Source organism: Azohydromonas aeria, from assembly GCF_009760915.1.
Taxonomy (GTDB): domain Bacteria; phylum Pseudomonadota; class Gammaproteobacteria; order Burkholderiales; family Burkholderiaceae_C; genus Azohydromonas; species Azohydromonas aeria.
Genome location: NZ_VIDQ01000019.1, coordinates 26,870 through 41,647 on the forward strand (window position 1 = coordinate 26,870; position 14,778 = coordinate 41,647).

Annotated in this window: 17 protein-coding genes; 6 read left to right on the plus strand and 11 right to left on the minus strand. The window is 71.6% G+C overall.

Translation table 11 applies throughout. The features are described from left to right. Positions 1-83: 83 nt before the first annotated feature. Entirely contained in the window at positions 84-647 is a 564-nt protein-coding gene (locus FJ694_RS13530) for a hypothetical protein (protein ID WP_157267766.1), read from the minus strand. Positions 648-793: 146 nt separating this feature from the next. Here FJ694_RS13530 and FJ694_RS13535 point away from each other — a divergent pair, with 146 nt between their 5' ends. Continuing rightward, a complete protein-coding gene (locus FJ694_RS13535; protein WP_157267767.1) occupies positions 794-1,504 on the plus strand; it encodes a hypothetical protein in 711 nt (236 codons plus the stop codon). Positions 1,505-1,599: 95 nt separating this feature from the next. On the opposite strand, the gene FJ694_RS13540 is transcribed toward FJ694_RS13535, so the two are convergent. The 6 genes from FJ694_RS13540 to FJ694_RS13565 all read right to left on the minus strand — a co-directional run bounded on the left by FJ694_RS13540 (position 1,600) and on the right by FJ694_RS13565 (position 5,242). Beyond that, the gene (locus FJ694_RS13540) at positions 1,600-2,124 is read right to left on the minus strand and encodes a DUF421 domain-containing protein (RefSeq protein WP_157267768.1); all 525 of its coding nucleotides are present in this window, start codon (positions 2,122-2,124) and stop codon (positions 1,600-1,602) included. Positions 2,125-2,172: 48 nt separating this feature from the next. Then, on the minus strand, positions 2,173-3,096 hold the full coding sequence (locus FJ694_RS36695; RefSeq protein WP_198320821.1) for a lipocalin family protein: 924 nt from the start codon (positions 3,094-3,096) through the stop codon (positions 2,173-2,175). Beyond that, positions 3,062-3,622 carry a phage holin family protein gene (locus FJ694_RS13550; RefSeq protein WP_157267769.1) on the minus strand — a complete coding sequence of 187 codons (561 nt, stop codon included), beginning with the start codon at positions 3,620-3,622 and terminating at the stop codon, positions 3,062-3,064. The genes FJ694_RS36695 and FJ694_RS13550 overlap by 35 nt, the downstream gene beginning before the upstream one ends. After that, a complete protein-coding gene (locus tag FJ694_RS13555; protein WP_157267770.1) occupies positions 3,622-4,152 on the minus strand; it encodes a hypothetical protein in 531 nt (176 codons plus the stop codon). The genes FJ694_RS13550 and FJ694_RS13555 overlap by 1 nt, the downstream gene beginning before the upstream one ends. A gap of 134 nt (positions 4,153-4,286) precedes the next feature. Beyond that, positions 4,287-4,556, minus strand: a complete 270-nt coding sequence (locus FJ694_RS13560; protein ID WP_157267836.1) for a GlsB/YeaQ/YmgE family stress response membrane protein — start codon at positions 4,554-4,556, stop codon at positions 4,287-4,289. A gap of 65 nt (positions 4,557-4,621) precedes the next feature. Beyond that, complete coding sequence (locus FJ694_RS13565) at positions 4,622-5,242, minus strand: cysteine hydrolase family protein (RefSeq protein ID WP_157267771.1); 621 nt, start codon at positions 5,240-5,242, stop codon at positions 4,622-4,624. A 68-nt stretch (positions 5,243-5,310) separates the two neighbouring features. On the opposite strand from FJ694_RS13565, the gene FJ694_RS13570 reads away from it, so the two are divergent. The 3 genes from FJ694_RS13570 (at position 5,311) to FJ694_RS13580 (ending at position 8,800) form a co-directional block, all read left to right on the plus strand. After that, on the plus strand, positions 5,311-6,732 hold the full coding sequence (locus FJ694_RS13570) for a sigma-54-dependent transcriptional regulator (RefSeq protein ID WP_157267772.1): 1,422 nt from the start codon (positions 5,311-5,313) through the stop codon (positions 6,730-6,732). Between the two features lie 161 nt (positions 6,733-6,893). Next, the gene (locus FJ694_RS13575) at positions 6,894-8,333 is read left to right on the plus strand and encodes a class II fumarate hydratase (RefSeq protein WP_157267773.1); all 1,440 of its coding nucleotides are present in this window, start codon (positions 6,894-6,896) and stop codon (positions 8,331-8,333) included. After that, entirely contained in the window at positions 8,330-8,800 is a 471-nt protein-coding gene (locus tag FJ694_RS13580) for a GNAT family N-acetyltransferase (protein WP_198320822.1), read from the plus strand. Before FJ694_RS13575 ends, FJ694_RS13580 begins: the two co-directional genes overlap by 4 nt. Before the next feature lie 69 nt (positions 8,801-8,869). On the opposite strand, the gene FJ694_RS13585 is transcribed toward FJ694_RS13580, so the two are convergent. From FJ694_RS13585 to FJ694_RS13595, 3 genes are all read right to left on the minus strand, one after another. Further along, positions 8,870-9,619 (minus strand): SDR family oxidoreductase, encoded by a 750-nt coding sequence (locus FJ694_RS13585; protein ID WP_157267774.1) that lies wholly within the window; start codon positions 9,617-9,619, stop codon positions 8,870-8,872. A 113-nt stretch (positions 9,620-9,732) separates the two neighbouring features. Beyond that, positions 9,733-10,239: a hypothetical protein gene (locus tag FJ694_RS13590; RefSeq protein ID WP_157267775.1), complete on the minus strand. Its 507-nt coding sequence runs from the start codon at positions 10,237-10,239 to the stop codon at positions 9,733-9,735. A gap of 37 nt (positions 10,240-10,276) precedes the next feature. Next, the gene (locus FJ694_RS13595) at positions 10,277-13,213 is read right to left on the minus strand and encodes an ATP-binding cassette domain-containing protein (RefSeq protein ID WP_157267776.1); all 2,937 of its coding nucleotides are present in this window, start codon (positions 13,211-13,213) and stop codon (positions 10,277-10,279) included. A gap of 92 nt (positions 13,214-13,305) precedes the next feature. Between FJ694_RS13595 and FJ694_RS36700 the strand changes: the two genes are divergently transcribed. Beyond that, complete coding sequence (locus FJ694_RS36700; RefSeq protein ID WP_198320823.1) at positions 13,306-13,464, plus strand: hypothetical protein; 159 nt, start codon at positions 13,306-13,308, stop codon at positions 13,462-13,464. Positions 13,465-13,554: 90 nt separating this feature from the next. Here the strand turns inward: FJ694_RS36700 and FJ694_RS13600 are convergent, their stop codons facing one another. Next, on the minus strand, positions 13,555-14,040 hold the full coding sequence (locus FJ694_RS13600; protein WP_157267777.1) for a hemerythrin domain-containing protein: 486 nt from the start codon (positions 14,038-14,040) through the stop codon (positions 13,555-13,557). Positions 14,041-14,296: 256 nt separating this feature from the next. Between FJ694_RS13600 and FJ694_RS13605 the strand changes: the two genes are divergently transcribed. Then, positions 14,297-14,731 (plus strand): DoxX family protein, encoded by a 435-nt coding sequence (locus FJ694_RS13605; protein WP_157267778.1) that lies wholly within the window; start codon positions 14,297-14,299, stop codon positions 14,729-14,731. The last annotated feature ends 47 nt before the right edge of the window (positions 14,732-14,778 follow it).

Genomic DNA, 14,778 nt, shown 5'->3' on the forward strand with positions numbered 1-14,778 from the left:
TGCCGTGACGGCAGGCGCGTGATGGCGGGCAAAAAAAAGCGCGGGCCGCCCGGCCCGCGCCTTCCTCGCTGACGGCGGCGGCGTCAGCGCGCGTCGGCCTCGTCGTCGTCCTCGCCGGCGTCGCCCATGTCGGGCACGTCGCCGCTGTCGTCCGAGGCCAGGCCGCCGCCGTCGTCCTCGGCGTTGGCGTCGGCCTCCTCTTCCTCGTCGAGGTCGTCGTCGTCCTCCAGCGTGGAGGCGTTGACCATGTCGGCGGCGGCGTCCTCGCGGGCCTGGGCCTCCGCGGGCGAGAGCCGGCCGGCATCGTCGTTGAAGTCGCCGTCCACCATCGCGTCGATGTCTGCCACGGTCTGGATGCTGTCGGGGGCGATGTCGGCGGCTTCCTGCCCGGCGTCGCTGCCGGCACTGCGGCGCTCGCCGGTGCCGCGCGAGTCGCTGTCGGCGCCCAGCGTCTCGGGCGAGGTCATGGGCCGCAGGCTGTCGGGCTCGGAGATCGAGTCGAGCGGGCCGCCCGGGTCGAGGTCGTCCTCCAGCCCGGCGATGTCGCTGCCAGAGTCGGTGGTGTCGCTGGGGCCCAGCGCGGCCGTGTCACGGCCCTCGACGGGGATGGGCGTCGAATCGGTGCCCAGGATGGAACTGGTGGCCATGGCGTGCTCCTCTTGCGGTTCGGTGGGTTCGGGTCTGCCCAGCGTCGGCAAGCGCCATGCCCCGGGACACGGGCACAGGCGTTGCCGCCCTGGAGGGCATGCGGCCCGCGTGGCCGCCTCACTTCCCGACCTTTCCGGAGACGTCCATGACCACCCCGCAAGACCCGAAGCAAGACCCGAAGCGCGAAGAGCAGATGGGCAACAACGCCTCCGACGCCGGCACCAACCGGCAGCAGCAGCAGACGCAAGGCGGCGGCAACGCGCAGCAGCAAGGCGGCGGCGCACAGCCCGTGAGCAGTTCCGTCAACAGCGAGCACGGCCACGCCCGCGTCACGCCCGGCGGCGGGCAGAGCGCGCAGCACAGCCAGAGCGCGCGTGGCGCCGGCCAGTTCGGCGACGACCAGGGCGGCGCGGAACTCTCGCAGTCGATGCAGGAGCGCACGCAGGCCGGCGAGCGCAACGACCGCCACCGCGGCGACGACCGAGGGTTGCCGTCGCAGCAGCAGCAGTCCTCGCAGCCGGGCGCGTCGCCCTCCGACCAGCAGTCGCAGCAATCCCAGCAGCAGCAGCAGCAACAGCAGCAGCAGCAACAGCAGCCGCCGCAGAAGCAGCAGCAGAACCTGCAGGACGCGGTGCGCCAGGCGCAGCAGGGAAGCGAGGGTGGCGCGGCCGGCCAGCAGCAGCAGTCGGCCGGCGGCACGCTGCAGCCGGGCAGCAAGGGGCCGCAGAACCCGGCGGTCAGCGGCTCGCACCAGTCGCTGCAGCCCCACTCCAGCGGCCATGACCAGCCCGGCAAGAGCGCCGGCCGCACCAACAGCAACGACGACACGGGCAACGGGCCGCACCGCGGCGGCTGATCGGAAGAAGGAAGCGGTGGGCGGGCACGGCGCCCGCCCACCGCCTCGATACCCGGCGTGGCGCCGTCACGCTCGCCGGAGGCGGACCGCGGCGTTCAGAACGTCTTCTGCGGCCCGCTGTCCGGCGCCTCGGCTTCCTCGCCATCGTGGCGGATGACGCTGATGGTGCCGTCGTTCTCCATGATGGCGCGCTTGACCTGCGACAGCCGCTCGATGCCGTGCTGGCGCAGCTGGGCCATCAGCTCCTCGTGGGTGATGAGCTCGCGGCGCATGTTGCGGCGCTGGATCTTGCCGTCGCACACCAGCGGCAGCGGCCCGGGCTCCAGGAAGCGGCGCGTGGCCGGGAAGCGGAAGCCCACCCAGTCCATCAGCACGTTCCAGCCGGCGATGGTGCCCACGAGCACGAAGCCGTCGGTGATGGTCTCGTACTCGCCGGCCATGGCGTTCTGCGAGGCATCGGCGATGAGCACGATCAGCAGCACGTCGGCGATGCCCAGCGCGCCCACGTCGCGGCGCAGCACCAGGCGAAACAGCAGGAACAGGAACCAGTACACCGCCGTGCCGCGCACGACCAGTTCCAGGGCATGGTCGAAGCCGAACAGCGCGTCCCAGTCCACCATGCGTGCGAAAGCGGCTGGCGGGGCCTGGGCGCGGGTTCGGCCCGGCCTTCAGACCGCCGCGTGCAGGCCTTGCGGCGTGCGCATCAGCCGCGTGGTGTCGTAGCCCTGGGCGCGTGCGTGCAGCAGCAGGCGCTGCAGTTGGGCGTCTTCCATGTGGGGCGAGCGCGACAGCAGCCACAGGTGCTGGCGGTCGGGCGTGCCGACCACGGCGGCGCTGTAGTCCGGGTCCACGTGCAGCACCCAGTACGGCGCCCAGGCGCCGGGCAGCCAGCGCAGCGCCTTGGGCGTGAAGCACACCTCCAGCTTGGCGCCCTCGCCTTCGGTGGTGCGGCCCACGCCGCGCACTTCCTCGAGTTCGCCGTCGCGGTTGCGGCAACTGTTGACCACGCGCAGGCGGCCGCCGCGCAGCAGCGTGTAGGTGGCGGTGACGTCGCTGGCGCAATCGCTCTCGGCGGACAGCGGCAGCCGCGCGATCTCGAACCAGCGCCCGGCGTAGCGGCGCAGGTCCAGCAGCGGCGCGGTGGACACCGGCGTGGCCTGCTGCGCGACCTTGAAGTGCGCCAGGGCCAGCGGCACGGCCGTGGCCATGAGCGTGGCCACGAGCTTGGGGTTGGCGCGGTTGCGCACCGTCAGCGGCAGCAGCGGCCACACCAACGCGCTGAGCTGGGCCCAGGGCAGGCTGGCCAGCCAGCTGCCGGCGCTGCTGGTGGTGGTGCCGGTGGGCACGGCCGGGCTGCGGCGCTGGCGGAAGAGGCGGCGCAGGATCACGCCGCCGATCATGCTGGCCGCGCCGGCGCCCAGCGCGGGCAGCTTCTCGTGCACCTGCTGGCCGATGCGGCTTGCCTGCGCACGCAACCGCTCCTCGCGCGCGAGGATGGCCATCTCGGCGGCCAGGATCTGCTGGTCGAGGCTGGCCGGCACGATGCCGGCCGGGGCCTCAGGGAGTGCCGGATGACGAAGCTGCGCGCTCATCGGGGGCTCCTGCGGAAGGGGAAACGTTCGGGGGCGCCTCGGCGGCGCCGCGGCGCGAGGGCGGCGTGGGCGTGGACAGCGTCAGCCGCCGCATCGTCGCGGGCAGCGCCAGGAAGCGGGCCAGCGCCAGGACGCGCTTGATCGCCAGCCAGGCCGCCCCGAGGTTGAGCAGCAGGATCAGCACCAGCGTCCAGCCCCAGGCCAGCCCGGCCTCGACCAGCGCGATGCCGATGCCCGTCCACAGTGCCAGCCACGCCGTGCACAGCAGCACGCCCGCGGCCACCACCAGGCCCACCATCTGCGCCAGCGCCAGGCCCGAGCGCTTGAGCTCCAGGGCCAGCAGGTGCACGCGGTCGCTGACCAGGCCGGGGAGGTCGCGCAGCAACTGCTTGACGTTGTCGAGCAGCGAGTCGGAGGTCAGCGCCTCCAACTGCGCCTGTGACAGCCCCGCGGCCGGGCCGGAGCCCGTCGCGGTTGCGGTATCAACGGCGGCCGGGGCGGCCGGCTGGGGCTGCTGGCCGTCCATCAACGCGACGACAGCATGCGGCTGATCACGATGCCCGCGGCCGCGGCCACGGCCAGCGAGGCGATCGGGTGCTCGCGCACCGTGTCGCGCAGGCTGGAGACCCACTCTTCCTGCATGGCGCTGAGCTCGTCCTTGCTCATGGGCAGCTTCTCGGTGGCGCTGCCCATGGTGGTGCGGATTTTCTCCAGTGCCGGCGCGGCCTTTTCGGCGAAGCGGTCCACCGCCTCATGCGCGCTTTGCACCATGCGGTCCATCGAGGCGCCGCCCTGTTGCGAGGTGCCGCCGGTGGACATGGCGCTGTTGCCGCTGCCCGACATCCCGCCGCCCGTGGCGGACGTGCCCATGCCGGAAGACGAGGACATGCCCGAGGAGGACGACATGCCCGGCGAGGAGGACGACATCCCGGAGGAGCCGGCGGAGGACAGGCTGCTGGAGCCGTCACCGCTGCTGGAGCCCAGGGTGGAGCCGCTGCCCAGGGTGGAGCCGCTGGAGCTGCCCGAGGTCGGGAAGGGGCTGGAAGTGGAGGCCATGGATTCTCTCCTGTGCTTTGGAACGCTTGGAGTACCGGCCAGCGCCGGTGGAGGGACGTGGCACGCCCCGATGCCAGCTTATACACGGCATCGGGGCGGCCGCAGGGAGCTCGGTAAGGGTTGCCGCAGGCCGCCTAGCGCACGCTGCCCCGGCGCACGAGGTTGACGATGGCCAGGAGCACCACGGCGCCGACCAGCGAGACCAGCAGTGAGCCAATGCTGAACGAGTTGGCGTTGATCGACGGTATGCCCACCAGCGGCGAGATGAACCAGCCTGCGAGCGCGGCGCCGACGATGCCGACGATCACGTTCAGGAACATGCCCTGTTGCGCATCAGTGCGCATCATGAGGCTGGCGACCCAGCCGATCAGACCGCCAACGAACAGCCAGACAATCAGGTTGATCATGGTGCATTACTCCTAGATTTCAGAGAGGTTGCAGAACGGCGCCCTGATGCGCGAGTCCCGTGTCAACCCTTCGGCAAACGGTGTGCCGCAGCGGTGCTGTCGCCCACCTCGGCCTTGAACACGCGCTCGATGTAGGCCAGTGCCTCCTGCTTGCGCTGCGGGCTCTCGGCGGCGGTGCAGTCCGCCGGCGCCCACACGCTGTAGCCGCGCAGGTAGGCATCCATGGCGGTGAGCTGCACGCACATGTCGGCCGAGAGCCCGACCACGATAAGCTCATGGGCATGCATCTGCGTCAGCAACAGCTCCAGCGGCGTCGCATAGAACCCCGAGTGGCGCGGCTTGAGGATGCTCAAGTCGTCCTCACCTGGAGCCAGCAGCCGGGCGATCTCTCCGGCCTCCCCCGGCAGGCCTCGGCAGTAGTCCAGCACGTCGCTGAACTGCGAGCGCCAGGTGCCGTAGTTGTCGTTGGCGTACACGGCCGGCACGCCTTGTTGTGCAAGTACCTGTTTCAAACGTGCCGTGCAGCGCGCAGCCTGCAGCGCCGCGGGCGCCATACTGTCGGCTCCCGGAAACTGCAGCGGGTTGATGAAATCCACCAGCAGCAGCACGCTGCGACTGTGGGGCAGGGAGTTGTCGCCGGCGCCGATTCCCAGCGCTGGCCGATGCGGGGGCTTCACGTCCATGCGCCGTTGCGGCAACTTCGGTTCCTGTGCCCGTGCGGGGGAGTCCCCGGCACTTGAGGAGAAAAGTCTTGAGTCACGCCCTGATCGTCGATGACGACACGGATTCGGCCCAGATGATGGCGGCCCTGATCGCGGCCGAGCATTTCACGGTGGCCACCGCCCACAACCTGCGCGATGCGCGGCGCCAGATGGCGCTGCAGCAGCCCGACCTGGTGCTGCTGGACCTGCAGCTGCCCGACGGCAGCGGCATGGACCTGTTCGACGACCCGACGCTGGTCGCGCACTCCGAGGTGGTGCTCATCACCGGCCACGCCAGCCTGGAAACCTCGGTCCAGGCGCTGCGCCTGGGCGCGGCCGACTACCTGACCAAGCCGGTCAACATGAAGCAGCTGCGCGGCATCCTGTCGCGCGTCATGCGGCCCTCGGTGCTCAAGGACGAGCTGGCCTCGCTCAACGCCGAATGGCAGAAGACCGGCCACTTCGGCCACCTCTGGGGCCGCTCGGCGCCGATGCAGCGCATCTACGAGCAGATCGCGCGCGTGGCCGGCACCGCGGTGAGCGTGTTCATCACCGGCGAGAGCGGCACCGGCAAGGAAGTCGTGGCGCAGACCGTGCACGACCTGAGCCGCCGCCGCAAGCAGCCCTTCCTGGCCGTCAACTGCGGCGCCATCTCGCCCAACCTGATCGAGAGCGAGATCTTCGGCCACGAGAAGGGCAGCTTCACCGGCGCCGACCGCATGCACCAGGGCTTCTTCGAGCGGGCTCATGGAGGAACCCTGTTCCTCGACGAGATCACCGAGATGCCGCTGGAGCTGCAGGTCAAGCTGCTGCGCGTGCTGGAGACGGGCACCTTCATGCGCGTGGGCTCGACCACGCCGATCGAGACCGACGTGCGCGTCATCGCCGCCACCAACCGCACGCCCGAAGCCGCCGTGGCCTCGGGCAAGCTGCGCGAGGACCTGTACTACCGACTCAACGTCTTCCCGATCGGGCTGCCGCCGCTGCGCGAGCGCTCCAGCGACGTGCCGCTGCTGGCCGAGCATTTCCTGGCCGCCGTGTGCGAGCGCGAGAACGTGCGCAAGCGCTTCACGCCCGCGGCGCTGGACAAGCTCGCCGCCTACCGCTGGCCGGGCAACGTGCGCGAGCTGCGCAACGTGGTGCAGCGCGCCTTCGTGATGGCCGAGGGCGAGCAGATCACCGACGAGTGGCTGCCCAGCGACCCGATCCCGGCGGACGGCGCCGCGCCCGCCGGCGCGGCCACTGCCGCCGCCTCACGCGAGGGGCTCATCACCATCCGGCTGGGCACCTCCATGGCCGAGGCCGAGCGCCAGCTCATCCTGGCCACTCTGCGCCACTACAACCAGCACAAGGAGCGCACCGCCGCCGTGCTGGGCGTGAGCCTCAAGACGCTCTACAACCGGCTCAAGGAATACGCCGCCGACGACAAGGTCGAGGGCGGCGACGACGGCGAGACCGGCGCCGCCTCCTGATTCCAGGGCTTGCCGGGCACCACCGCCCGGCCTGCTCCCGGTCCCTGCACGGCCGCCCTCCCGGGCGGCCGTTGCGTTTGGGCACCATGCCGGGCACGGGTGGCGCACGACGCTTGCTGCGCCAGCGCCGGGGCGCCTGCCGCCGCGCCCGGGATGCCGCCATGACCACCGATCCGCCCACCCCCGCCACGCCCTCCCCCGCCGGCGCTTCCGGTACCTCCAACGCCGCCTGGCGGGTCGAGAAGGACAGCATGGGCGAGGTGCGCGTGCCGGCCCAGGCGCTGTGGGCGGCCCAGACCCAGCGCGCCGTCGAGAACTTCCATTTCGGCGGCATCACCATGCCCGCCGCCTTCGTGGATGCGCTGCTGCACATCAAGGCGGCCGCGGCGCTGGCCAACGAGAAGCTCGGGCTGCTGGAGCCGTCCCTGGCACGCGCCATCGCCGACAGCGCCGACGCGCTGCTGGCCGATGCGCAGCGCATGGCGCACTTCCCGGTCGAGGTGTTCCAGACCGGCTCGGGCACCAGCTCCAACATGAACGCCAACGAGGTGCTGGCCACGCTGGCCGCGCGCCGCCTGGGCCGCGCGGTCAGTGCCAACGACCACGTCAACTTTGGCCAGAGCAGCAACGACACCATTCCCTCGGCCATCCACGTCGCCGCGGCGCTGCAACTGGAGCGCGAGCTGCTGCCGGCGCTGGCGCACCTGGCCCGCGTGCTGGAGAACCGGGCGCCGGAGCTGCAGCGCCACGTCAAGACCGGCCGCACCCACCTGATGGACGCCATGCCGGTGCGCTTCGACCAGGTGCTCGGCGGCTGGCGCGCGCAGGTGCAGCAGGCACTCAGCGCACTGGTGCTGCTGCAGCCGGCGGTGGCCACGCTGGCGCAGGGCGGCACGGCCGTGGGCACGGGCGTCAACACCCATCCCGAATTCGCCTCGACGCTGTGCGCGCTGCTGCAGCAGCGCACCGGCGTGCATTTCCAGGCCGCGGCCGAGCGCTTCTCGCTCATGGGCGCGCAGGACACGGCGGTGCAGCTGTCCGGGCAGCTCAAGGCCACGGCGGTGGCGCTGATGAAGATCGCCAACGACCTGCGCTGGATGAACTCCGGCCCGCTGGCAGGCCTCGCCGAGATCGAGCTGCCGGCGCTGCAGCCGGGCAGCTCGATCATGCCGGGCAAGGTCAACCCGGTGATCCCGGAAGCGGTGGCGATGGTGGGCGCGCAGGTCATCGGCAACGACGCCGCCATCACCATTGCCGGGCAGAGCGGCAACTTCGAGCTCAACGTGATGCTGCCGCTGGTGGCGCGCAACCTCCTGGAGAGCCTGCAGCTGCTCGCCGCCGCGGCACGGGCGCTGGCCGACCGCGCCATCGCAGGATTTGCCGTCAACGAGGCCAGCCTGCGCGCCGCGCTGGCGCGCAACCCGGTGCTGGTGACGGCGCTGAATCCGCTGGTGGGCTACCTCAAGGCCGCCGAGATCGCCAAGGCGGCCTACAAGCAGGGCCGGCCCATCATCGACGTGGCCGACGAGATGACCGACCTGGGCCGGGACAGGCTGCAGGACCTGCTCGACCCGGCGCGGCTGACGGAGGGCGGGCTTTGATCGCGATCCGGCCCTACGCCAGCGGGGACCTGCCCACGCTGATGGCGCTGTTCACCGCCGCCGTCCACACCCTGGGCGCGCTGCACTACGGGCCGGCGCAGCTCGACGCCTGGGCGCCGCGCCCGCCCGACGCCGAGGACTGGCGCCGCCGCTTCGAGACGCTGCACACCCTGGTGGCCGAGGACGCGCTGGGACCCTGCGGCTTCATCGCCTGGCAGGACGACGGCCGCATCGAGCTGCTCTACACCGCCCCGCGCTGCGCCCGCCGCGGCGTGGCCACGCGGCTGGTGCAGGCGGCGGAGGACGCGCTCAGTGCCGATGGCGTCACGGAGCTGGTCACGGAGGCGAGCCTGGCGGCCTGGCCCTTCTTCGAAACCCAGGGTTTCACGGTGGTCGAACCCCAGGTCGTGACACGGCGCGACGCGACTTTCACGCGCTTCCTGATGAAAAAGGAAAACGCCGCCTGACGGAGGAACCGGCAGGCGGCGTCGCGGCGCCGGCACGGGGCCATGGCGGCCCCGGGAGCCACTTTCAGGTCAAGGCCAGCTGCTCTCCCGCATCGGGATCACCGTGACCTCGGGAATCACGGTCTCCTCGTCCTGCAGCAGGCAAAAGCGCACCGCCTTGGCCACTTGCACCGGGTCCTGCAGCACGCCGGGGTCGATGTCGGGGAAGCGGTCCAGCAGGAAGGGTGTGCGCATGCCGCCGGCCACCACCGCCGTGACCTTGATGCCCTTGGGCCGCAGCTCCGCATGCAGCGCATGCGACAGCCCCAGCAGCCCCCACTTGGTGGCGTGGTAGGCCGAGGCGTTGGGCCAGGCGCGCTTGGACGCGGTCGAGGCGATGTTGACGATGTGCCCGCCGCCGCAAGGCGACTCGCGCCCCATCAGCGCCGCAGCATGCTTGGCGACGTAGAACGGGCCGCTGAGGTTGGTGCGCACGATGCGCTCCCAGTCGAAGCCCTGCAGCTCGCCCACCGGCACGGTGATGTCGATGGCGGCGTTGTTGACCACGGCGTCGAGCCGGCCGAAGCGGTCGTGCACCCGCTGCAGCAGCTCCAGCACCTGCGACTCCTCGCCCACGTCCAGCGACTCGGCGATGGCCTCGATGCCCTCCTTGGCCAGCTCGGCCGCCTTGGCCTGCGCACGCTCCAGCACCAGGTCGGCCAGCACCACGGTGGCGCCCTCGCTGCCGAGCACCTGCGCGATGGCCGCGCCCAGGCCGCGGGAGCCGCCGGTGATCACGATGCTGCGGCCCTTCAGGGCGTTGCCGGGGGTGGATGTCATGGAAGGTCCTCCTTCGGTTTGAAAGACGTCGAGGTTTCGACGGGAAAGGTTGTGAGGGGAGTAAACGGCGCGCAGCCGCCACGGCATCCGTGGCGGCCGGCAGTGCGGGGGCTTCAGCCGCCCGCGCTGAGCTGGCGCTTTTCCAGCGCCGCGGCGTGGCGCTGCTTGGCGATGGCGCGCAGGTTGGCGGCCAGCGCGGTGGCGAAGGCCTCGTCGAACCACGGGAAGGCGCCGCTGGCGGCCACGACGATGCCGTCGAGCACGGCGCTGCCCCACAGCAGGCTGTCGCCCTCGCGCAGCGCATGCGGGCGCAGCGCCTGCACGCCGTGCGTGTCACCCCGGCTCCAGGCCACGCGCGCCTTGGCACGGGCAAAGGCAGCGTAGTCGGCGTCCCAGCGGCTGCGGTCGCCCACGGCATGCTCCAGCAGCACGGCTTCCTCGAAGGGGCAGTCGGCGGGCATGAGCGCCGGGTCCATGACCACGAGGTACAGGAAGCCGCAGCCGCTGACCTGCGGGTCGGCCATGGCCGGCTCGATCATCGGCAGCGTCATCGCCAGCGCCTGCTCGGCGGCATGGCGGTCGGCGAAATGGCTGCCACGGCGGGAGGGGGTTTTTTCCATGCGCGCCCCGGGGCAACCCACGCTCCCATGGTTGAACTCAGACCTCGATCGGGGGTGACGGCGGCCCGGCGCCCTCGGCGGCCTGTTTGCGGCTTGACGCCGGCACGCCGATGTCCACCAGCTCCGCCAGCAGCCGCCGCGGCTGTGCCGGCTTGGACAGGTGGGCATTGAAGCCGGCGGCCAGCACGCGCTCGCGCGCCACCGCGTCGGTGTAGCCCGACAGCGCTAGCGCCGGCAGCCGCTGCGCCACGGGCACGCCGCGCCGCGACTCCAGGGCGCGCAGCGCGCGCATGAAGTGCAGCCCGTCGTCCTCGGCACCGCCCAGCGCCACCTCGCTCAGCAGCCGCTGCGGCCACATCGCCACCGGCTGGCGCTCCAGCCAGTGCAGCGTCGCGGCGGCGCCGTCGAACAGCAGCACGTCCGCGCCCACGCCTTCCAGCAATTGCTGCAGCGCCAGCCGCGCTTCGGGCCGCGGCTCCAGCACCAGCACGCGCAGACCATCCAGGTCAGGCAGCGGCTCCCGCGCCTCGGGCAGCGCCGCATCGGCCGGCCTCGGCGCCGGCGACGCAGCCGGCTCGGCCGGGGCGGTACCGGCTGCGGGTAGCGCCTCCTGCGGCAGCCCGGCCGCGCCGGCCGGCGCGGGCAGCGCGTCCGTATTCGAGGGCTCAGGCAGCTCCCCGGCCTCCTCGCCCAGCCCCGACACCGGCCGCAGCGGCAGCTCCACCACGTAGCGCAGCCCGTGCGTGGCGCCGGGCGGCTCGATGCCGAAGCGCCCGCCCTGCCGCTCCACGGTGGAGCGCAGCATCAGCGGGTCCAGCGGCGTGTCCAGGCCGAAGGGCGGCGGGCGCGAGGCCTCGGCCGCGCCGGGCGCGGCCAGCGCCGCCGTCGCGTGGCGCCCGTCGGCAATGGTCAGCCGCGCCAGCTCGCCCTGGCGCTCCAGCCGCACCTCGATGCGCCGCCCCGGCGGCGTGGCGCCGATGGCGGCCACGCACAGCTGGCGCGCCAGCTGCGCCAGCGTGCTCGGGTCGCCGGTGACGCTGGCATTGCCCAGGTCGATGTGCGCCGACAGCCGCACCTGCCGCTCGTCGAGCTCCGCCGCCAGCCCGTCCACGGCCTGCGCGATCACGACCGCCAGGTTCACCGGCTGGCGCGCCAGGCGCCGCTCCAGCTTCTCGAACTGCTCCTGCTGCAGCTGCAGGTTCCACAGCTGCGCGTACAGCCCATCGCGCGCCAGCAGCTCCTCGTGGCGGCCGCGCTCGACGATGCGGCCCTGGTCCATGACCACGATCTGGTCGGCGTTGACGATGGTCGAGAGCCGGTGGGCAATGATCAGCGTGGTGCGCCCCTGCGCGATGCGGTCCAGCTCGTGCTGGATGGCGCGCTCGGCGCGCGTGTCCAGCGCCGAGGTGGCCTCGTCGAAGATCATCAGCGGCGGGTTCTTGAGGAAGGCGCGCGCGATGGCGATGCGCTGCTTCTCCCCCCCGGACAGCTTCATGCCGCGCTCGCCCACCACGGTGTCGTACTGCTGCGGCAGCGACAGGATGAACTCGTGCACCTGTGCCGCCTGCGCCGCGGCGATGACCTCGGCCATGCCCGCGCCGGCGCGGCCGTAGCCGATGTTGTAGGCGATGGTCTCGTTGAACAGCACCGTGTCCTGCGGCACCACGCCCACGGCGCGGCGCAGCGAGTCGAGCTGCACGTGCTTCAAGTCCTGCCCGTCCACGGTGACGCGGCCCTGCTGCGGGTCATAGAGGCGCAGCAGCAGCCGCGCCAGCGTGCTCTTGCCCGAGCCGCTGCCGCCGACCACGGCCACCGTCTGCCCGGCGCCGATCTCCAGGCTCAGGTCGTGCAGGATGGGCCGTCCCGGCTCGTAGCCGAAGTGCACGTGCTCGAAGGCGACCGAGCCGCCGCCGAGCCTGAGCGGCGGCACGTCGGGCGCGTCCTGGATGTCCACCGGCTGGTGCAGCAGCGCGAACAGCTTCTCGGTGTTGACGAGGGCGTCGCGCGCCTGGCGGAACACGAAGCCCAGCGCGTTCAGGGGCAGGCAGATCTGGATGATGTAGGCGTTGACCAGTACCAGGTCGCCCACCGTCATCTGCCCGCGCACGGTCTGCTCGGCCGCCAGCAGCATCATCGCCGCGACGCCGGCGGCGATGATGGCGCTCTGGCCGATGTGCAGCCCGGAGAGCGCGCGCTGGTTGCGCACGCCCTCCTCCACCCACTCGCGCAGCACGCCGCCGTAGCGCTGGCGCTCGGTGTGCTCGCGCGCGTGGGTCTTGACGGTCTCGTAGTTGAGCAGCGTGTCCACCATGCGGCCGTTGGCGCGCGAGTCCATGTCGTTGACGCGGCGCTGGTGCAGCGCGCGCGTGCCGGTCTTGGCCATGGTGAAGGCCGCGTAGACGAAGAACGTCACCACGATCACCAGCGTGAACCACAGGCTGTAGCCCGCGGCCATCACCACCAGCACGGCGCCGAACTCGACCAGCGTGGGCACCACCGTGAACAGGCCCGAGCCGAGCAGGAAGCCCACGCCGGCGGTGCCGCGCTCGACGTCGCGGATGAGCGCGCCGGTGTTGCGCTGCACGTGAAAGCGCGGGCTCAAGGAAAGCAGGTGCGCGAAGCAGCGCTCGGCGAAGTCGGTGACGGTGGTCAGCGTCACGCGCGCGAACACCAGGTCGCGCAGCTCGGTGAAGAGGGTGCCGGCAAAGCGCAGCAGCGCGTAGCCCAGCAGCAGGAACACCGGCAGCACCAGCACGGTGGCGTTCTCGGCGCGCGTGGTGGAGGTGACCAGCGTGGCGGGCTCGCTGAAGCGGTCGATGACGGCCTTGAGCAGCAGCGGCACCGCCACGGCCGCGAGCTTGGCCGCCACGAGCAGCGCCATCGCCAGCAGCGTCCGGTTGCGGTGCCGCCAGGCGGCTTGCGCCAGCCCGACGAAGACGTTGGCCTTGCCGTTGCCCGGGGGGGTATCTGCCATCGCCGCGCGGCGGCAAGCCGAATGCCCGGAATGCGAGCGGCATGGGCCTTGCCCGTATGCCGGCTCGTTTTCACCGCCGAGAGGAGTCCCGCATGGGCAACCAGATCAAGACCGAGGCCGACGCCCGCGCCACCATCCCGCTGCGCCCCGCGCAGGAGCAGAAGGCCACCGGCCAGAAGCGCAGCAAGGAGCGCGGCGTGGCCACGCGCAGCAAGAAGAACCCGGGGAAGCGGGCGCACCAGGGGGGGTGAGCCCGTCCGTGAAGCAGTGAAAAAGCCTCCCGCGGGAGGCTTTGCTTTTCCTTGCCCTTCAAGGGTGTCCCGGCTCGGCCGGGGTGCGGGTCAATCCAGCTTCGCCGCCTGGTCCGTCTGCTCGCTCACCGCCTCGCGCGGGTCGCCCTCGCGCTTGAGCTGCTGCTGCAGCGCCAGCATCTGCTCGCCCAGCGTGTTGCGCGCCATGGGCTCCAGCAGCTGCTTCACCTTCGGGAACAGGTGCTCCTCCTCTTCCTTGTGGTGGTGCTCGGCCTGCTCCTTGAGCACGTGGAACTTGGCTTCAAACGTCGGGTCGGCCGGGTCCAGTGCGATCAGGTCGGCCAGCACGCGCTTGAGCGAGAGATGCTCCTCCAGTGACTCCAGCAGGATGTCCTCGGTGCGCTTTTCCTTCACCGCCGGGTAGAACACCTGCTCCTCCGAGGTGACGTGCAGCGTGAGCTCGTCGCCCACCTGCTTGAACAGGGTCTGGCGCCGGCCCTCGGAGCCGTTCATCCAGTCCTTCATCAATCCTTCGAGGCGGCGGTGCTGGCTGGTGAGCAGTTCGATGGCGTCCATGGCGGTCCTCTCCTTTTCGGGTTCGGTGGGTGGTTTCGACAAAGCGTCGATGCGGGACGCGAAGGCAGGCAGCGTGCCCGGGCACCGGGCCGCGGGAGCTTTCCAGGCCTTGCCGGGCGCACGGCTTGCCCCCGGCGCGGCGGCGCGGTACGGGGCCGCAGACACCGCTCCCCCCTGTCCCGGCCAGCCACGGTGGACAGGGGAACGGAACGGCCCGTCCCGCGCGACCACACCACAGACCTGCTGGAGGACCGCCATGAGCCCGACCACTCCCGTCGCCATCGTCTCCACCCCCGGCGAGGACGCCGGCAAGCTCGTGCTGCGCCTGGCGCTGGGCGTGCTGATCCTGATGCACGGCATCGCCAAGGTCATCGGCGGGCCCGGCTTCATCATGGGCCTGCTGACCAAGGCCGGCCTGCCCCCGGTGCTGGCCTACGGCGTGTACGTCGGCGAGGTGGTGGCGCCGCTGCTGCTGATCGTCGGGCTGTTCACGCGCGCGGCGGCGCTGGTCGTGGTGGTCAACATGCTGGTGGCCATCGGCCTGGTGCACATGGGCGAGATCGGCCAGATCACGCGCACCGGCGGCTGGGCGCTGGAGCTGCAGGGCATGTACCTGTTCGGTGCGCTGGCCGTGGCGCTGCTGGGCGCGGGCCGCTACAGCGTCGGGGGCTTGCGCGGGCGCTGGAACTGAAGCGGCGCCCGGCCGCATCAGCCGCATTAGGCTTGGCGCTTTCGACC